The 18599-nt window shown below is 44.9% G+C and carries 16 protein-coding genes; 8 read left to right on the top strand and 8 right to left on the bottom strand.

The annotated features are described in order from the left end of the window. Positions 1 to 32: 32 nt before the first annotated feature. Entirely contained in the window at positions 33 to 2429 is a 2397-nt protein-coding gene (gene gldG / locus LX99_RS12265) for a gliding motility-associated ABC transporter substrate-binding protein GldG (protein WP_109608455.1), read from the bottom strand. A 584-nt stretch (positions 2430 to 3013) separates the two neighbouring features. Further along, entirely contained in the window at positions 3014 to 4327 is a 1314-nt protein-coding gene (locus LX99_RS25905) for an alpha/beta fold hydrolase (RefSeq protein WP_211319015.1), read from the bottom strand. A 487-nt stretch (positions 4328 to 4814) separates the two neighbouring features. Between LX99_RS25905 and LX99_RS12255 the strand changes: the two genes are divergently transcribed. Together LX99_RS12255 and LX99_RS12250 are read left to right on the top strand one after the other, a co-directional pair. Then, positions 4815 to 5579, top strand: coding sequence for a peptidase associated/transthyretin-like domain-containing protein (locus LX99_RS12255; protein ID WP_022832236.1), 765 nt, complete (start codon positions 4815 to 4817; stop codon positions 5577 to 5579). Positions 5580 to 5711: 132 nt separating this feature from the next. Then, positions 5712 to 6734: an LLM class flavin-dependent oxidoreductase gene (locus tag LX99_RS12250; protein WP_109608151.1), complete on the top strand. Its 1023-nt coding sequence runs from the start codon at positions 5712 to 5714 to the stop codon at positions 6732 to 6734. 49 nt (positions 6735 to 6783) lie between these two features. Here LX99_RS12250 and LX99_RS12245 read toward each other — a convergent pair whose 3' ends face one another. The 5 genes from LX99_RS12245 to LX99_RS12225 form a co-directional block, all read right to left on the bottom strand. Continuing rightward, on the bottom strand, positions 6784 to 7887 hold the full coding sequence (locus tag LX99_RS12245; protein ID WP_109608150.1) for an XdhC family protein: 1104 nt from the start codon (positions 7885 to 7887) through the stop codon (positions 6784 to 6786). A 29-nt stretch (positions 7888 to 7916) separates the two neighbouring features. Continuing rightward, positions 7917 to 10070 (bottom strand): molybdopterin cofactor-binding domain-containing protein, encoded by a 2154-nt coding sequence (locus LX99_RS12240; protein ID WP_109608149.1) that lies wholly within the window; start codon positions 10068 to 10070, stop codon positions 7917 to 7919. Between the two features lie 22 nt (positions 10071 to 10092). Continuing rightward, positions 10093 to 10698, bottom strand: coding sequence for a c-type cytochrome (locus tag LX99_RS12235; protein WP_022832232.1), 606 nt, complete (start codon positions 10696 to 10698; stop codon positions 10093 to 10095). Then, positions 10695 to 11165, bottom strand: a complete 471-nt coding sequence (locus tag LX99_RS12230; protein ID WP_109608148.1) for a (2Fe-2S)-binding protein — start codon at positions 11163 to 11165, stop codon at positions 10695 to 10697. Before LX99_RS12230 ends, LX99_RS12235 begins: the two co-directional genes overlap by 4 nt. Before the next feature lie 249 nt (positions 11166 to 11414). Further along, positions 11415 to 11666 carry a hypothetical protein gene (locus LX99_RS12225; RefSeq protein ID WP_109608147.1) on the bottom strand — a complete coding sequence of 84 codons (252 nt, stop codon included), beginning with the start codon at positions 11664 to 11666 and terminating at the stop codon, positions 11415 to 11417. Positions 11667 to 12037: 371 nt separating this feature from the next. On the opposite strand from LX99_RS12225, the gene LX99_RS12220 reads away from it, so the two are divergent. The 5 genes from LX99_RS12220 to LX99_RS12200 all read left to right on the top strand — a co-directional run bounded on the left by LX99_RS12220 (position 12038) and on the right by LX99_RS12200 (position 14837). Next, positions 12038 to 12265 (top strand): hypothetical protein, encoded by a 228-nt coding sequence (locus LX99_RS12220; protein ID WP_109608146.1) that lies wholly within the window; start codon positions 12038 to 12040, stop codon positions 12263 to 12265. Positions 12266 to 12276: 11 nt separating this feature from the next. Next, the gene (locus tag LX99_RS12215; protein WP_109608453.1) at positions 12277 to 12561 is read left to right on the top strand and encodes a zinc-binding dehydrogenase; all 285 of its coding nucleotides are present in this window, start codon (positions 12277 to 12279) and stop codon (positions 12559 to 12561) included. 174 nt (positions 12562 to 12735) lie between these two features. Then, complete coding sequence (atpD, locus tag LX99_RS12210) at positions 12736 to 14241, top strand: F0F1 ATP synthase subunit beta (RefSeq protein WP_109608145.1); 1506 nt, start codon at positions 12736 to 12738, stop codon at positions 14239 to 14241. Between the two features lie 82 nt (positions 14242 to 14323). Further along, positions 14324 to 14575: an ATP synthase F1 subunit epsilon gene (gene atpC, locus LX99_RS12205; RefSeq protein ID WP_109608144.1), complete on the top strand. Its 252-nt coding sequence runs from the start codon at positions 14324 to 14326 to the stop codon at positions 14573 to 14575. 82 nt (positions 14576 to 14657) lie between these two features. Continuing rightward, positions 14658 to 14837 carry a hypothetical protein gene (locus tag LX99_RS12200; RefSeq protein ID WP_109608143.1) on the top strand — a complete coding sequence of 60 codons (180 nt, stop codon included), beginning with the start codon at positions 14658 to 14660 and terminating at the stop codon, positions 14835 to 14837. Positions 14838 to 15059: 222 nt separating this feature from the next. On the opposite strand, the gene LX99_RS12195 is transcribed toward LX99_RS12200, so the two are convergent. After that, entirely contained in the window at positions 15060 to 16160 is a 1101-nt protein-coding gene (locus tag LX99_RS12195; protein WP_109608142.1) for a DUF4238 domain-containing protein, read from the bottom strand. A gap of 695 nt (positions 16161 to 16855) precedes the next feature. Between LX99_RS12195 and ilvD the strand changes: the two genes are divergently transcribed. Then, a complete protein-coding gene (ilvD, locus tag LX99_RS12190; RefSeq protein ID WP_211319014.1) occupies positions 16856 to 18562 on the top strand; it encodes a dihydroxy-acid dehydratase in 1707 nt (568 codons plus the stop codon). Positions 18563 to 18599 lie beyond the last annotated feature (37 nt).

Here is an 18599-nt window from a genome sequence, read left to right as displayed (position 1 = left end):
TGGTTGTATTTAAGCAATCAAAAATATAAAATTTAACGGGCATACTTTTGCCTGCGTAAATAATGTTGAAAAATAGCACATATTAACACTAAGGCCAGCGGCGCGGCGGTATTTAATATTTGCCAGTACATTTTTTCGGTACGCACACGCGCCCTGTCAAGCAAACGCACCTTAAGTTCTTTGGTACGCAGGGCTATCAGGCCCGAATCGTCTGTCATGTAATCGGCAATATTAAGCAGCAGGTTTTTGTTGCCGTAGGTTTGGTGCGTATAATGATCATAGCCCAGCGGGTAGGGCGAACCATCGCTGCCTACCTGGTTCTTTAAAATATCGCCATCGCTTATCACAATCATTTTGGTGGGTACGCTTTGCTGCAGTATGGTTACCTGCTCTTTCAAACCTTCTGGCAGCGGGCGGTTTTGCCAGTCGCTTACAAACCGGCCCTCCAGTAAAACACCTGTTATTTTAGGCGCACTCTGAAACTCTTTGGGGTTGGGTTCCTGCTCTAACGCCTGTAACGACAGGATATGCGGCGCGCTTATTTTTTTATTATAGGGCGATGAGTTTAAAAGCACCGTTTTAGTTACGTTTTTGGTATGGAGGATATCAATGGTGCTGGCAAACTCGCTGCTGATGCCATCAAGATTTTTTACTATGGGGTGTTTGCTAAGGGGGATAAACACCGGGTAATATAGCCAGGGCAGCATCTGGATTTGTGCCTGCCCGCCCACATTGCCGGTGCTAACCGGGATTTGGGAACAGTTCATGTCGGCAATCAGGTCATCATTGATGCGGATGCCGTAGCGGAAAAGCTGATCGTCCAGGTTAAGCTGTTTGGCAAAGGCCAGTTGCTCGCCGCCATGTCCGCGCAGGCTGTCCAGTTCGGCGCTTACCTGGTCGATAGCCCAAAGTACACGGCCCCCGTGCATAATGTATTGGTCTACTTTAAATTTTTCTATTTCGCTGAACTTTTGATCGGGCTTGGCTATTACAAGGAGTTTAAGCTTTTGCAGATCGGCTATTGAGATCGCGTTCAGGTCAACCCTGCCTACCTGGAAACCTTCAGCCAGCGATTTCATGGCGTCATTAAGCTGTACGTCATTTAACTCGTGATGACCTTCGGTAAAGCCTATCTGCGGCCTGCCGCCGTTAACGGCTTTTTTGATGGCTGATGAGAAAGCGTATTCAAGGTTTTGGATGGAATTATTGAGCACTTCGTCGGGCCCGAGACCTATCCTGCTGAGCAATAACTTTACGGGGATATCCTTCCCATCTGCCGATACCAGCGCCGACGGGAAAATGAGTTTCTGGCTCACCCCGTTATCGGTTTTAACGCTGAGGTTGGTGGGCTCAACACCTTCGGCAGCCATGTTCTGGATCACGTCGTTTTGCTGATCGTTGGTTAAGCCCTTCAGCGGGTCACGAAACTCAAACTGTATTTTACCATGACTATAGGCCTGCAAATCGCTCAGCATATCTTTGGCGGCAGTTTGCAGGCGTTTAAAACCGCCGGGCAGGTTATCGCCCTGTAAATAAACCACCACTTTTACCTTTTTAGGTAATTTATCCATGATTTGCCTGCTGATGGGCGAAATGGTGAAACGCTTTTCGGCAGTAAAATCAAACCTTGTAAAAGTTAATGAGGATAGTATCCCTGTAAAAAACAATACACCTAGGGTGCTGATCATTACCGTGCCCTTTAAGTTTTTTTGGCGTTGCCGGGCTAATACAAACAACGTAAGCCAGATAAATACGCCTGCGGTGATGATGAAATAAGCCAGGTCGCGGGTATCAAGCACGCCACGGCTAACCGATTCGTAATGTTGCGTAATGCCCAGGTTTTGCAAACCCAGGTCCTGCAAGGAAAGCAGCTGACTGATAGAATCAAACCCGCTGTAAAAAAAGAAGCAGAGGAAAACGGCTATGGTAAAAGCGATGATCTGGTTTTTGGTGATGGACGAGGAAAACAAACCTATCGCCACAAAAACACCTCCCAATAAAAACAAACCGATGTATGAGCCTATAACTGCTCCTGTATCGATATTGCCCTGCGGCATACCCAGCGCACTTACCGAATAGTAATATACCAATGTGGGCAACAAGGCGAACAATACGATCAATAAACAGGCAAGATACTTACCTGTCACTATCTCCCAATCTTTTAAAGGGCGGGTAAACAGCAGCTCAAACGTTCCCTCCTTACGCTCCTCGGCCAATGAGCGCATGGTGACAGCCGGGATCAGGAACATGAACAGGTATGGCGCGGTGCTGAAAAGGCTTTCTAACCCAGCATAACCATACTCCAATATGCTCGACTCGGGGAATACCCACAAAAACAAGTCCAGCACCAGTAAAAACACGCCAATGGTTACATATGCCACCAGCGAACTGAGGTATGATATAATTTCTTTTTTAAGGATGCTCAGCACGTTATAATATATTGTGTTAAGCGCCGAAATTACGACAATATTGTGCCAAAGCAAAGTGCAAACAGCGCGTTCCGTCCGTCCGTTCAGGGGAGCCGGGGTGACGGTACAGCACTGCGGACAAAATACAGGTTTGAAACCGAATTGATCCCCCCGGCTATATGCAGAACAAACTAAACAGGATTACTGCATTGCACTATGATCACACTCAGAACCTGTATTTATAAGCCACATTTAAACCCAAAACGCTTATTGGCTGGTTATAATGGATGCTTTTGTAACCACGCCCAAAGGCAACCCCAAAATCAATAGCGTTATGCACACCTATAGGCGCAACAGCCCCCGCACCTGCTGCATATAGAAATGAGGTGTACTAATTATTATTAAGCTTGAAAGCAACGCCTGCTTCGGCATTTAAATAAAAGTACTTTTCCCAGTAATTTATTACCATCGTTTTTATCAATACTTCACAGAGCGAACTTTAGGTATAAATACTGAACCCGCCCTGTTAATAGTTGTGCACGGTCACGCATTCATAGAGAGGGGTGATAACCGCGGCGATATTTTTTTTTGGGGGGGGAAGTAACCTACTTAGCCGTTTTTGTAATAAAATTGATAATCGCCGTTACAAACTCAGGTTTCAGCGGCAAATCGGGTTGGCTATAGGTTTCTTTATTCTTTTCTTTATCGGCGGGAGCTTCCTTCAATACGTGGTTCATGTTGGGAATGATGGTAAGGATCGCATCCGATTTTGCTTTCTTCAGTTTTTCGGCGTCGGCAACAGTTACCTGCAGATCGGTAGTGCCCTGGATAATGAGTACCGGTGCTTTTACCTTCCTGATCTCGCGCTGAGGGTTATACCTGAACCACGACATCAGGTATTTCTGAATGCTCGGCCTTGCTATAAAATACAGGGCGGGATCAATATTATCGGTTGTTTTACCGCGCTTTAAGCTATCCAGCATGCGGTTAAAACCATCCGAGATAAAAGAAGGCTGCGATTTCATCTGCTCTGTAAGGATCTTGTCTGCCGAATCGCCTGCGCCCGCTACCGATATAAAACCTTTGATGGGTTCATCAGAGGCGGCCATCATACCAACCAATGATCCTTCGCTATGCCCTAAAATAATAACTTTTGAAAAGTGCTCGTCGGCAGTGACGGTGTTAAGCAACGCTGCCGCGTCTTCTACATAATCTTCAAACCTTATTTCATTTTCTTTAATAGAGGTTGTGCTTTGGCCCACCAAACGCTTATCATAACGTAACGAGGCTATCCCCTTTTTGCCCAATTCGTTGGCTATCATTTTATAAGTATTGGCATGCAGGCCCAGTTTGGGGCTATTGCCATCCCTGTCGGTAGGGCCCGAACCGGCAATAATCAGCACCAGCGGCACTTTGCCGTTGGCTTCCTTCGGCATAGCTAACGTACCCGATATAGATCCCAACAGGGTTTTAACAGATACCGGCGATTCGGTTAATGACGGATCGGTAGCGATAGTATTGCTTACCGGCGCCGTTGATGCCGCTGTGGCCGGCGCGGTATAAGGAGTTAATGAAAGGCCGGTAAACTTGTTATCTGAATTTAAGGCCAGGTTAAGCAAAAAAACACCTTTTTGAAAAGTTGCCTTATAATGTGCTATAGGTGTTTCATAGCTGGCAAAATCGGTTTGCAGCAAGGTGCCTAACTGCACCCTTAGCTGGCTGGTAGTGTTCCTGAAATCAACCGGCGTAAGCGCCTTCATCATTTCGGGGCCAAACATGGCATACACGCTATCGGGGTGATTGTTATTGTATAACTGCTTAAACTTACCCAGAGCCACGGCATAATTAGCAGGTGGTAACTGGGCAAACAACTTACCCGTAAAACATGATAACAAAACCAACAGAAAAAGCTTTTTCATTTTATAACCGGTGAAAATAACGTTCAAATTAACAAAGTACCAGGCCGAAAATAATGAAAAAAATCAGCTTGATTTTTTTTATTGTGTTATTAATAACCAGCGGTGGCGGAAACGGCTTTATAGCTGGAACCGCATCTCGCCTGGCCGGCTCTATTTTCATAATATTTTGACGGTCTACTTTTTCTGAGTTACCTGTGAGTGGCGATATATCATTTTTTCTGTTTTTCCCATCGAATTACACGAATGCTATAATAATATAATGGGAAATAACCATTCGTGTAATTCGTTTAATTTTGTCCGAATTAAAAGATCATTCGTGTGAAAATTCTTCATACAATTTCTGTAATAGCAATAACTATTTTAAAAGTAATTTCCCTGGGCGTTAAAAACTCATCGATTTTTAATACTTTTTTAACATTAGAGATCATTCGGGTAGTTTTAACTTTTTTTAACGCCCTTGTAAAGCTTAATTTTTTAATTTTAAAAAATGTTTCGTTCAGCTTTAATACTCCTGCTTTTATTGATTGCATCCTTCGCTTATGCCCAGCATAGCCAGGAGGGCATTGTTTATGAAATTAAAACGCATATCGCGCTGCCAGATATCCGTGTTGAAAACCTTAACGGCAAGTTTAAAACCCAAACCGATAAACAGGGCCATTTTTCTGTTCCGGCTAAAGGCGGCGATCTGCTCGTTTTCAGCGGGATGTCCTACAAAACCGATACCGTGGTGGTTACCAACCTCGATGCCCGCTATTTTTATCTTACCCCGATCCAGCACCAACTGAACGAGGTAGTGATTAATGGCAAAGGAGCCGGTGCGGTAAATCAGGCGGCATTTAAGCCGCAGGTCGATCCGCTGTTTCATAACCAAACCATGACCTACCAACGCAATACCGATGGCCCGTATGCGGATGGCTCGGTAAAAGGGGGCGTGAGCCTGCGGGTATGGTCAAACAAATCCACCGAAAACAACGCCAGGAAGCAGGCGCAATTACAGGAGCGGGATAAAACTATCACAATCATTCAGCAAACATTCAGTGATGAAAACATTGGAAAATATGTGCCCCTGAAAGACCAGGAACTGCATGCCTTCGCTGTACGATACACGCCCGACATCAAAACTTTTACCGCAAAAGAATTTAACCTTGCAACCTATCTCAGCAAATGTTATGGGGAATTTATGAAACTTTCGCCGGAGGAAAGGCTGAAGCTACCTGTTTTTGAGCACCATGAAGATCAATCGTCAAATTGATCCGGATCCCAACCTGCCGAAAAAGCCAATAACCGGATAAAAAGCACTTCAATAAATCATGACATTTAACAAATAAATGTTTAAACATTTATTTGTTAAATTTGCATTGAACGCTTTTACATATTAAAGCTTATGAAAAAGATAGGATTTTTATCATTCGGGCATTGGTCTGATCATCCGGCATATCAAACCCGTACAGCGGCTGATACCCTGCTGCAATCCATTGATCTGGCTGTAGCGGCCGAAGAACTTGGTATAGACGGGGCCTACTTCAGGGTGCATCACTTCGCGGCGCAGCTGGCTTCGCCGTTTCCCCTATTATCCGCTGTCGGCGCTAAAACAAGTAAAATAGAGATTGGCACGGGCGTAATTGATATGCGTTACGAAAACCCGCTGTATATGGTAGAAGATGCAGGCGCGGCCGACCTTATTTCGGGCGGACGGTTACAGCTGGGCATCAGCAGGGGTTCGCCGGAGCAGGTGATAGATGGCTGGCGCTATTTTGGTTATGAACCGGCTGAAGGAGAGACGGATGCAGACATGGGCCGCAATAAAGCTTTACAATTTTTGCAGCGGCTGGATGGTGTTGGCTTTGCCGAGCCTAACCCCTACCCCATGTTCCCTAACCCGCCGGGCTTATTGCGTTTAGAACCTTATGCCAAAGGGTTACGCGAACGCATATGGTGGGGAGCGGCATCAAATGCAACAGCGGTTTGGGCTGCCGAAAACGGGATGCACCTGCAAAGCTCCACCCTTAAGTTTGATGAAAGCGGCAAACCATTCCATATTCAGCAGGCCGAGCAGATCAGGCTTTATAAAGAAGCGTGGAAAAAAGCCGGTCACCAACGTGAACCGCGGGTTTCGGTAAGCCGTTCAATTTTCGCGTTGGTAAACGAGCAAGACAGGTATTTATTTGGCCGTGAAGCCAGGCAAGCCGATAAGATTGGCTATATTGAAGCTGATAAGCGTGCCATATTTGGCAGAAGTTATGCCGCCGAACCGGATCAGCTGATCAAAGAACTGGCTAATGATGAAGCCATTAGGGAAGCAGATACGCTGCTTTTAACCATACCCAATACATTGGGCGTTGATTATAACATACACGTACTCTCGGCTATATTAGAACATGTAGCGCCCGGCCTGGGCTGGCGTTAAATATAATCTTTATCTGCTATGCCTGGAACAAAGGCATAGCAGATAAAGATTATGCGCTGTGAATAACTGTTGCCTTGAACTTTAATGATCGTCCGTTTCTTTTCGAAAACACGGCCTTAATTTCAGCTATTATTGATAGCGCTATCTCTTCCGAAGTTTCCGAACCGATGTCGAGCCCAACCGGTCCGTATATTGTTTCCAGGTTGCTCTCGCTTATTAATGTGCCGCCCTGCTCCAATTCATCAAGCATGCGTTCCAGCTTTTTCTTCGGCCCTAAAATGCCGATATAAGCGGGATTAAGCGGAAGTAATTCCCTTAAAAAAGCTATTTCGTAATTGTAATTATGGGTCATTAACACAAAGGCGGCCGGTTGTTTTAGTTGCAGCTTTTCCAGTACCTTGTCGGGTTTGGCAATTACCTTTTTCACTCCCGGAAAACGTTCTTCGGTAATATATATTGGGCGGCCATCAACAACCGTAATATCCCAGCCCAAAATACCGGCCATTTTCACCACCGGAACAGCATCATTACCGGCGCCAACAATAACCAACGGGATAAGCGGCTTCACAAACTCAACAAAGGCGGTATACTGTTGGTATGTTTTTATAGCGGAGACCCGTCTGGTTAATGTATTCCGCGCATCTTCCAGCAATTCGTCAAAAAACGGTGTCTCGGGGCTTTTTGACAACACTCCGTCGGCGGTAAGGCATAAACAGGAGCCCGGTTGCGGCCCCTTGCGGTTCTCCATCGAAAACAAAGTCACTAAAACTGAATTCCCGTTGGCCGCCATGGCGCATTTTAATAAGGTAATAGGATTGGTATTACCCTCACAAACAGGCTCGATCAGGATATGGATAATGCCGTTACAACCCAGGCCAACGCCCAGCTTGGCATCGTCATCGTCCATGGTATCGTAAGTAACCAATAAAGGTTCCTGTTGTAAAATAACCATGCGGGCCTTGCGCAGGGCATCACCTTCCAGGCAGCCGCCGCTGATGGCGCCGGTTAGTTGCCCGTCTTCCGTAATAAGCATCCTTGCCCCCGCCCGGCGATAGGCCGAACCTTCTACCAGCACCACGGTGGCTAAAGCGGTTTTCTTATTTTCGGCTATGGCACGCTCGTAGGCTGCTACAATGTCAGCAATTTCCTTCATTATTAACCTGCCTGCCGCTGTTTAAATTATTATACCTCATTTAAATTAAAAGGCAGCTTGCGGATCCTTTTGCCCGTCAAATCAAAAATAGCATCGGTAAGCGCGGGTGCAAAAGGCGGCAAGCCGGGTTCGCCCACACCACCCGCATTAGCAGTATTTTCCATAATGTGTACCTCAACCGGCGGCACATCGCTCATGCGCGGCATCAGGTAATCGTAAAAATTATTTTGTTCTACCAGGCCATTTTTAAAAGTAATCTCATGGATGGTTGCCGCGCCTAAGGCCATCACCACCGAACCTTCAACCTGCGCGCGGATGATGTCCGGGTTTACGTACCAGCCGCAATCCATCACCGCCCAAACCTTATCTATCTTCACTTTACCGTTTGGTTGGCGTGATACTTTTACGATCTGCCCAACGGTGGTTTCGAAACACTCGGTTATGGCTACGCCATAACCTTCGTTCTGTTTCCTCGTTTTCCATCCGGATACCTCCTCCATCCTGTCAATCAGGCGCTGGCTGCGTTCGTCCTTTAAATATTTTCTGCGAAAATCAAGCTGATCCTGCCCGGCCAAAACCGCCATTTCGTTCATAAAACTTTCGTAGGCAAAGCCGTTTGTTGAGGCATAAACCGAACGCCACCACATATTGGGCAGCGGCATTTCATAAGGTACATCGGCAAAGCTGATGTTTTTGATGCTATCATAATAGGGCTTCAGGAAACCTTCGGTAGTGCTGCCATTGGCCTTGTCGCGCCCCGGACCGTTCCAGTGATCGATATTTTGGCCTGCCATTTTAAATTTAAGGGCAGTGATCTCACCGTTTTCAATGGCCCCCTGTCCGCGGTACGAAATCCCGGCGCGATATGGTCCTTGTTTTACGTCGTCTTCCCTTGTCCAGATCACCTGCACCGGGCCGCCCAATTCTTTTGATATGGCAACCGCTTCATGCGTATAATCCAGGAAAGCTTTACGGCCAAATCCTCCGCCTAAAAAGGTCATGTTCACAATTACCTTTTCCTTCGGCATTTTAAATTTATCGCTGATATCACCCTGCACCCAATCCGGCGCCTGTATAGGTCCCCAAATCTCTATTTTATCCTGCTGATAATGGGCTATGCAGTTTAAAGGCTCCATAGCGGCATGCGCCTGGTAAGGGGTTTGATATATTACATCTATCTTTTTATCGGCCTTTGCTAAAATGGCATCGGGTTCGCCTTGTTTTTTTGCAGGGAGGCCTTCATTAGTTTTAAGCAGATTTTCGTGAGCCTGGTATATATCTGCGGTGTTTACATGATCGAACCCGGTATCATCCCATTCAACTTTTAACGCTTTCCGGCCCTGCATAGCGGCCCAGGTGCTATCGGCAACCACCACAACGCCATCGCGGGTAGTTTTAAAAACCATCATCTGTATTTTAAATACCTTTTTTACCCCTGGAACTTTTAATGCAGCCGTGGCATCAAAACTTTTAATTTTACCTCTAAGCCTGGGGTTGCGCTCTACCGAAGCGAAAAGCATCCCGGGTAACCGTTTATCCAAACCAAAAACCGCTTCCCCGTTGGTTTTCATCGGGGTATCCATCCTTTGCAAGGGTTTACGGATCAGTTTATATTGCGATGTTTCTTTCAGTTTAACCTGGGCAGGCGGTGTAATTTTCGAGGCTGCGGCCACCAGTTCGCCATAGTTTAACTTTTTGCCGGATGGTTTATGAATAACATGCCCGCCTTCGGCATAGCACTCAGCTGCCGGAACGTTCCATTTATTGGCGGCGGCAGTAATCAGCATTTCGCGTGCGGTAGCGCTCAGTTTAAGCAGTTTTTTATAGGAGCCACGAATGGTTGAGCTCCCCCCGGTAATCTGGCTGCCGTATTTAACGGGATTGCCCTGGGCAAATACCACATGAATATCGCTCAGGTTAACCTCCAGTTCTTCGGCAATGATTTGCGGTACCGATTGGTAAGAGCCCTGCCCCATTTCGGCACGGTGATCTGTAAGGGTAACTTTTCCATCAGTATCTATCCTGATCCAGGCATTAAAGTCAAAACCAGATTCGGCGGTTGCTGCTGCCAGTTCTTCTTTTTTCGCGTTGGCAGGCAAATAAAAACCCAGGCAAAGCGCGGCACCGGCAAGTCCGGATGCCCGGAGAAAATTTCTTCTTGATATGGTGTTGGTTTCCATCATGATTCGTTTAGCGTTAAACCTGTTATTTTGCTTTGGCCGACGGAGCGTAAGCACCCTTGGCTATCCATAAACGTACCTGCGCAGCAAAGGCTGCACGGCTCATTGGCGGTAAAGTGCGGCCATCGCCGGGGTGCCAGGCCCAGCCAACCAGATCATCTTTAGCCATATGGTCGATAAGTTGCTGCTTGCTGCGGCCACCGTTTTGTTTCGGATCGAGCAGTTGCAGCGCCAGTTGGCGCGGCGTACGGCCCTGGAACACCATTTTCATATTTTCGGGAGGCAAGCCCCATTTAGGGTTACCCGGCGGCATGTGCAAACCAGCCGTATTTTCGGCCTGGTGGCAGTTGCTGCAACGGGCAGCATACAGGCCGTGTCCGTCTTCTCCCCGTTTTACGTTCATGGTGTGAATATGGCTGTCATCACCCTGCAAAGGCGCGTTGCCCGCCGGATGGCAGTTCATGCAGCGCGCGCTCATCAATACTTTATATACCGACATGAAGGCTTTCACCGAACCAACGCTATCCTTTGGTAAAACGGCGTAGCTGTTTTTTTTCCTTTCGGCCCTGAAAGAGAGTGAAACGCCGCCTACTATCAGCAACAGGCAGCTTATTACCAATAACTTCCTCATATTTTCGCCCCTTCCATCTGCATAGCCGCCGCCTTATGAATAGCCGCCCTGATCCTTTGGTAAGTTCCGCAGCGGCAGATATTGCCCGACATGGCATCGTCGATATCCTGATCGGTAGGATTTGGGTTTTCGCGCAGCAGCACTGCCGCCGACATTAACTGGCCCGACTGGCAGTAGCCGCATTGCGGCACATTCATCTCGTTCCAGGCTTTTTGCAAGGGGTGATCGTTATTGAGCGAAAGCCCTTCGATAGTCACTATTTTTTGCCCCGCGGCCCGGCTTAATTTAGTTACGCACGAGCGTACGGCCTCGCCGTTTAAATGCACGGTGCAGGCCCCGCACTGCGCGGCCCCGCAGCCAAATTTAGTACCGGTTAAACCGATAATATCCCTGATGGCCCAAAGCAAGGGCATATTAGGGTCGGCATCAATATCGTGTTTCTGACCGTTAACAGTAAGCGTGATCATAAGCAATAAATTGGTTAGGTAAATTTAATTAAAAACCTGAGCAAACCCCGAATCGTCCAATATTATTTTGGTTACAAAACATAACGTAACAGGTTAAGGTAAGTTTCCTCTGATTAACATAAAAGCCGGAGCATGGTTTTAGTTTAACAGATAGACGGGCTACAATAAAACCTGATGCTGATTTTACAAGTGATACCGGCTATAGAAAACTGAATTTTAAACCGGCATCATTAACAAATCAAGATCCGGTCAGGGAGTAACCAACTCAACCTTCATGTTAAAATCTTCGCGGTTCAGCTTACCCCTTCTCATCTGGCTAATGTATTTTATTACGCTCAGGCGATCAAGTTCCTGCTGATAGCGCTCACGGTTTGCCGCTATACTGGTTTGATCCTGCAATTTTAAACGGATAGAGGTACGGGAAATTTCACCTTCCAGCTCGTCAAGCGGACAGGTTTGAAATTTTTCGAAGGTTTGGCGTGAAAATGCTATGCGTATCATTTGATTTTAATGATAGCGTTTATATGCAAACTGGCTTTTAACGAAAAATGAATAAATTGTTATGAATTAACCTCACCTCAGACTGCTCCTTTGGAGCACAATCCATCAACTTAAGCAAAAAAGCGATGGATTGTGCGATTCCCCTCTTGAGAGCGTAGCCATCAAGTAAGGCTGGGACAAAAATTTTTTAGAGCAAAAATCGGCAAATCAAACATGTAGGGTTTATTTAAATGCTTAAAATCAGCGTTATTCAATTCATGTTATCTTGATAAGCTTGCAAAAAGCAGCGGAGCAACCAAGCGCTTCAAAAAGATATGCGGGACAGAACTGCTTGACATGTTACTGTTTGGCGGGAGCAGTCGTTCAACGGGATGAGTAAGCAGCTGATGCTCAGGCAGTCAATTAATACTTCCAGACAAGCGTTGCATCAAAAGTTTAATGCGGGGATGCTTGAGTTCATTAAAGAAGCGTTTAAACTCCTTTTAACGATAGAACTCCCGGCAGCGCAGCTCAAGGGGCTTGAAATAAGCATTAAGGATTCTACGCGTTTTGCTTTACCCGAAATAATGGTTCACGCAGGAATCAGGTGGTCAATATAAGCGAATTCTACATGGTAATAATCAACGCCATGAAAGGCCGCGAGGTACAGCTTGACCTGGGCAAAGTAATGGCGAAAAGGCTGACCATCACCGGTTCTATGCTGCGAAGCCGGGAACAGGAATTTAAAACCGCCATTGCCCGAAACCTCGAACAAAATATCTGGTCTTTAATATCCGCCGGAAAAATCAAACCCGCTATCTATAAAACCTTCGATGCCGGGGATGCCTCAGCTGCTCACCAACTGATGGAAAGCGGCGAACATACCGGTAAAATTGTGCTCACTTTCGCGCATTGAAACCGGGTATTTAACAATCTTAAAATTATCCTTTAAAAAACTCAGGGCACTATTTAAATAATTGGATATAAATAGTAACTTTGCGCCTCTGAAATAGCATCTTATACATTCCTGTTACAATTAATGTATGTTGCTGTTCAGTAAACGCATTTTTTAAAAAACACCAGGTTATATATGCCAAACATTGGAAAAATTTCACGGATCATCGGTCCGGTAGTTGACGTAAGTTTCGCTGATGACGCTCATCTTCCAAAAATTTATGACGCGTTAGAGATCACGAAAGACAATGGCCAAAAAGTTATTTTAGAGGTTCAGCAGCACTTAGGCGAAGACCGCGTTCGTGCCATCGCGATGGACTCGACCGACGGTTTGTTACGTGGTATGCCGGTATTGGATACCGAAGCCGCTATCAAAATGCCTATCGGCGATAACATTAAAGGCCGTGTATTTAACGTGGTAGGTGATGCTATCGACGGTATCGCCGACCTTGATAAAACTAACGGTCGCCCTATCCACGCAACTCCTCCAAGGTTTGAAGACCTATCTACCGAAACCGAAGTACTTTTTACAGGTATTAAAGTTATCGACCTTTTGGAGCCTTATGCAAAAGGTGGTAAAATCGGTTTGTTTGGTGGTGCCGGTGTAGGTAAAACAGTATTGATCCAGGAACTGATCAACAACATCGCGAAAGCTTATGCAGGCTTATCTGTATTTGCCGGTGTTGGTGAGCGTACACGTGAAGGTAACGACCTTTTGCGTGAGATGCTGGAATCAGGCATTATAAAATATGGCGATGCTTTCATGCACTCGATGGAAGAAGGCGGTTGGGACTTATCAAAAGTTGATACCGAAGCCATGAAAGATTCGAAAGCGACATTCGTATTCGGACAGATGAACGAGCCGCCGGGTGCACGTGCACGTGTGGCCCTTTCAGGCTTAACTATTGCCGAGTATTTCCGTGATGGTGATGAAGATGGTAAAGGCCGTGATATCCTTTTCTTTATCGATAACATCTTCCGCTTTACCCAGGCAGGTTCAGAAGTATCGGCGCTGTTAGGTCGTATGCCATCGGCGGTAGGTTACCAACCAACGCTTGCTACCGAGATGGGTGCCATGCAAGAGCGGATCACTTCAACCAAACGTGGTTCGATCACTTCAGTACAGGCCGTTTACGTACCTGCGGATGACTTGACCGACCCTGCGCCGGCTACAACCTTCGCCCACTTAGATGCTACTACCGTACTTTCACGTAAAATTGCCGAGCTTGGTATTTACCCTGCGGTGGATCCTCTGGATTCAACCTCGCGTATCCTTAGCCCAGCTGTTTTAGGTGATGAGCACTACAATACCGCTCAACGCGTTAAAGAAACTTTACAACGTTACAAAGAGCTTCAGGATATCATCGCCATCTTAGGTATGGATGAGCTTTCTGAAGAGGATAAACTGGTTGTATCACGCGCCCGTCGTGTTCAGCGTTTCCTTTCTCAGCCGTTCCACGTTGCCGAGCAGTTCACCGGCTTAAAAGGTGTATTGGTTGACATTAAAGACACTATCAAAGGTTTCAACATGATCATGGATGGTGAAGTTGACGAATACCCTGAAGCAGCTTTCAACTTAGTTGGCAGCATTGAAGATGCTATTGAAAAAGGCAAAAAGCTGTTGGCTGAAGCCAATAGTTAATAAGAAGCAAGAAAATAAGAGTCAAGAATCAAGAAAGGGAAGTCTCCTGCATCTTGGTTCCTGATTCTTGAATCTAAAAAAGATGACATTAGAAATTCTTACTCCCGATAAAAAAGTTTACGAAGGCGAGGCTACCTCGGTAACAGTGCCGGGTGCTTTAGGATTATTTGAAATACTGAACAACCACGCCCCTATTATTTCAACCCTTCAAGATGGCAAACTTACCGTACGCGGTGGCTCAGCCAAAGAAGAAGTGTTTTTTATAAAAGGCGGTGTTGTTGAAGCTTTAAACAATAAAGTAACTGTTTTAGCCGAAGGTATTTTGACTAAATAAGCTTTGCTTTATTAAAAGTATTGGAGCGCCCGGATAAAATCCGGGCGCTCTTTTTTTGGGGGTAATTTTTATATTTGTGTTGATGGATTTTATAGAAGAAAACCAACAGGAGTATCCGGAATTAACCGAAGAGCAGCTTCATTTTTTGGAGAAGGAGCGGGGATTACATTTGGCTGGCAAAACGAAGTCTTATACTCGGGAAGAGGTCAATGAGATAATAAAAGCAAGAAGAAACAATATTCCAAGCTCGCAATCTATTTAAAAACCTCTGCCAACATCAACAAAAAAAGCAAAGCTTTAGAATAATCCGGCAACTCATATTCCAGACCAAACAGTCTTATATTGTTATAGTAGGTTTGATAGCTGGTCGTTTGCTTTTGGCCTCGTGAGCTATTGTCTTTAATGGCAATTCTTGTTGGTGAATGGCCAAAGATGGGGAGGGTTGTTTATTGTGGCTGTTACGTTGGGCTTACGGTAAGTGAGATTATTTAAAACCGTGTTTTGCTAATTCCTCACTAATTTTAATGACTCTCAAATCATCCTTATGGATTCGATCATTAAGCATCATTTTTATTTTTTCAAGTACCTTTTCATGCGGAAATCCATATTTCTGCATAACCTCAACCAGTTCGTCGTTATCTTTTGCTCTTTGAACCACATCTGCTACGTGTTGCAAATTTTCTTCGGTTTCCTCATTGTACCTTATTTGATCGGCCAAATGAGCACTAACTGCGTTAGGTTTTCCTATAATCCAGTCTTCACAGTTTTTCTCCAATTGTAAGTTTGTGGTTAATGCAAACCATAGGTCTCTGTCTGCTCGATGAATTGTGTCTAACATCGCTTCTTCAGTATTAGGGAAAATTGTCAAATAATGCTTGCTGTCGAGCGGGAGCGAAATTATGTTGGTGTGGTCAAATAAATCAAAAGCATTCCCTGCGACACTATCCATAATAACAGGGTTATCGGAAGTGATTAATTGAATATCATCATAGATTCGGTAAACAGCTATTGCTGAATAAAGCTTAAATGTTATGAAGTCGTGCCAATCCTTTAAATGATTTTTTAAAAACTTAATCTTATTATCAATTTTTAATTGAGTACGAACTTCATCAATATCCTTAATGTTGAAGTTTAAATCTATATCCCGATATTTAAACTGTATATCTCCGTTTTGATTTTGAAAATTTCGCGAAGCATAATTTATAAGAGAGTTAATGGTACGCTGGTTATGGTTTAGAAATTTCGGCGTTCTAAAAAATAAACTCATTGTTGTCCGAATTATTTGAGCACGTTGCTCAGCTGTTATTTTCGTAACATTTGGATTGACCAATAGGTCGTAAACTTCTGGATAAACAGCATCTATTTCTCGGGCGTAGTAATCCTCTAATGCATATTTTTCATCTTCTCCCTTATTCGGTATCGTGTAAAGATTTTTGTTAACGCAAATATCTTTAATGCTTATAAGCTTATCTTTTGGCTTTTCTTCAGAGCGAAGTTTTGCTTCGACAAATAATTTGTCGTCATCGCCAACTGCAAAATTTTTCAGATAAGAACGTGGAATAAAGTGCTGATGTTGTTTAGCCATAAACGATTTATTATTTAAATATAAGTGTAAATACTTTTAACAGGGTGGTATTTCATCAAAATGTCGATTACCCTTAACTTAACGTAATAACCCACCTCTGAACCCAATTTCATATTTTCTAACTGGTCGAAGTTTAGCGATAGCGTAACTTCGTCCAATACTGTGTTAAGCTTTCAGCTTAACTTTATAAACCATAATAACCTTCACCCAAAACAAAACTAAAACAGCGCTTCGCAAGCAGAATGCTTGCAACAGTTTAGGTCGAAGTTACGCTATACGCTAAACTTCAACCAGTATTAGACCAGTATTAGAACTTCGACCAGGTTTTGAAAACTCAAGCGTGCCCACTTAAATACCCTCCCAAATCCCCCATTTTCTCCAACCTCCAACCCCATTCCACCCATTTCAGGCAGAAAATCGGCAACTTACTATGCATGCATAAAAAACATACCGAATACCGTTTTAAACTTTGGTCTATTTTATAAAAAATTTTATATCTTTATAAATAAAAATAACAGAATTAAATTTTACAAAATAGAATAAATTAAAATTAAATACTTATTTCAAAAAATCAATATAGTCTATTGTTATTACATCATGCGATGGCTACCTTACATATATTGATTTTCGATACCTGATAAACCTGTATCAATAACAAAATACGAGTACTAAAACAGTTTATATATCATATAAAAATGAGTTCATCATCAGATACCACCAAGGCTATAGAATTGAACAAGTATAGCAAAACCTTTACCCAGGATCCAACGCAGCCTGCAGCTCAGGCCATGCTTTACGGGATCGGCTTAACAGACGATGATATGCGCAAAGCACAGGTCGGCGTGGCCAGCATGGGTTACGATGGTAACACCTGCAACATGCACCTTAACGATCTGGCTAAACTGGTGAAACAAGGTATCTGGGATGAAGATATGGTGGGTCTCATTTTCCACACCATTGGCGTAAGCGATGGTATGAGCAACGGTACCGAAGGTATGCGTTACTCGTTAGTAAGCCGCGATATCATTGCCGATTCTATCGAAGCTGTTACCGGCGCTCAATATTATGATGGTTTAATTACCCTGCCCGGCTGCGATAAAAACATGCCTGGTTCGGTAATGGCTATGGGGCGTTTAAACCGTCCATCAATCATGGTTTACGGTGGTACCATTAAACCGGGCCACTGGAAAGGTGAAGATTTGAACATTGTATCAGCATTTGAGGCTTTGGGCAAAAAGATTGCCGGCCAAATTGATGATGTTGATTTTATGGGTGTTATTAAAAATGCCTGCCCAAGCGCCGGTGCCTGCGGCGGTATTTACACGGCCAACACCATGGCGGCCGCTATCGAGGCATTGGGTATGAGCTTGCCATATTCATCATCAAACCCGGCCTTAAGCGACGAGAAAAAAGCGGAATGCCTCGCGGCCGGTAAAGCGATCAAAGTATTATTAGAAAAAGATATAAAACCGTCGGACATCATGACCCGCGAAGCGTTTGAGAACGCGATAGTAGTGATTATGGTATTGGGTGGTTCAACCAACGCGGTATTACACCTTATAGCGATGGCAAAAAGCGTAAATGTTAAATTAACGCAGGATGATTTCCAGGCTGTAAGTAATCGCATCCCGGTACTGGCCGATATGAAACCGAGCGGTAAATACATGATGGAAGACCTCCATAACATCGGCGGCGTTCCTGCTGTTATGAAATACTGTTTGGAGCAGGGATGGTTACATGGCGATTGCTTAACTGTTACCGGTAAAACCCTTGCCGAAAACCTGGCCGATATACCGGCATTAGAGTTTGAAACCCAAAAGATCATCAAACCAAAAGAAAACCCGATTAAAACTACCGGTCACCTGCAGATCCTTTACGGAAACCTTGCTGAGGGTGGTAGCGTTGCCAAAATTACCGGTAAAGAAGGCGAGCGTTTCACCGGCCCTGCCCGTGTATTTGATGGCGAGTTTGAACTGATAGCAGGTATCCAGAGCGGCCGTGTTAAAAAAGGTGATGTTGTGGTGATCCGCAATGTAGGCCCTAAAGGCGCGCCGGGCATGCCCGAAATGTTGAAACCTACTTCGGCCATATTTGGTGCCGGTTTGGGTAGCTCAGTTGCATTAATTACTGATGGACGCTTTAGCGGCGGTACTCACGGCTTCGTCGTCGGTCACATCACACCCGAGGCTTACGATGGCGGGTTTATAGCGATGGTGCAGGATGATGATATTATTGAGATTGATGCCATTGCCAACACCATAAATGTTTCGCTGCCGCAAGAAGAAATAGCCGCACGCCGTGCCGCATGGCAAAAACCGGCGCTGAAGGTTACCAAGGGTGTGTTATACCGTTACGCTAAAAACGTAACTACCGCTGCCGAAGGCTGCGTTACCGACGAATAATTAATGAACCAATGGCCCATTAAAAAGCCATAAATAA

The sequence above is a fragment of the Mucilaginibacter oryzae genome (assembly GCF_003148845.1).
Lineage (GTDB): Bacteria > Bacteroidota > Bacteroidia > Sphingobacteriales > Sphingobacteriaceae > Mucilaginibacter > Mucilaginibacter oryzae.
The sequence above is the reverse complement of the archived record's forward strand: the minus strand, read 5'-3'. Positions and strand labels throughout refer to the sequence as shown.

Coding starts and splice junctions, on each gene's coding strand:
- LX99_RS12215 (WP_109608453.1), top strand. CDS start 12,277: ATGGTAATAATCAACGCCATGAAAGGCCGCGAGGTACAGCTTGACCTG.
- LX99_RS12245 (WP_109608150.1), bottom strand. CDS start 7,887: ATGAAGGAAATTGCTGACATTGTAGCAGCCTACGAGCGTGCCATAGCC.
- LX99_RS12255 (WP_022832236.1), top strand. CDS start 4,815: ATGTTTCGTTCAGCTTTAATACTCCTGCTTTTATTGATTGCATCCTTC.
- LX99_RS12230 (WP_109608148.1), bottom strand. CDS start 11,165: ATGATCACGCTTACTGTTAACGGTCAGAAACACGATATTGATGCCGAC.
- LX99_RS12200 (WP_109608143.1), top strand. CDS start 14,658: ATGGATTTTATAGAAGAAAACCAACAGGAGTATCCGGAATTAACCGAA.
- LX99_RS25905 (WP_211319015.1), bottom strand. CDS start 4,327: ATGAAAAAGCTTTTTCTGTTGGTTTTGTTATCATGTTTTACGGGTAAG.
- LX99_RS12195 (WP_109608142.1), bottom strand. CDS start 16,160: ATGGCTAAACAACATCAGCACTTTATTCCACGTTCTTATCTGAAAAAT.
- LX99_RS12220 (WP_109608146.1), top strand. CDS start 12,038: ATGAGTAAGCAGCTGATGCTCAGGCAGTCAATTAATACTTCCAGACAA.
- ilvD (WP_211319014.1), top strand. CDS start 16,856: ATGAGTTCATCATCAGATACCACCAAGGCTATAGAATTGAACAAGTAT.
- LX99_RS12250 (WP_109608151.1), top strand. CDS start 5,712: ATGAAAAAGATAGGATTTTTATCATTCGGGCATTGGTCTGATCATCCG.
- atpD (WP_109608145.1), top strand. CDS start 12,736: ATGCCAAACATTGGAAAAATTTCACGGATCATCGGTCCGGTAGTTGAC.
- atpC (WP_109608144.1), top strand. CDS start 14,324: ATGACATTAGAAATTCTTACTCCCGATAAAAAAGTTTACGAAGGCGAG.
- LX99_RS12225 (WP_109608147.1), bottom strand. CDS start 11,666: ATGATACGCATAGCATTTTCACGCCAAACCTTCGAAAAATTTCAAACC.
- LX99_RS12240 (WP_109608149.1), bottom strand. CDS start 10,070: ATGATGGAAACCAACACCATATCAAGAAGAAATTTTCTCCGGGCATCC.
- LX99_RS12235 (WP_022832232.1), bottom strand. CDS start 10,698: ATGAGGAAGTTATTGGTAATAAGCTGCCTGTTGCTGATAGTAGGCGGC.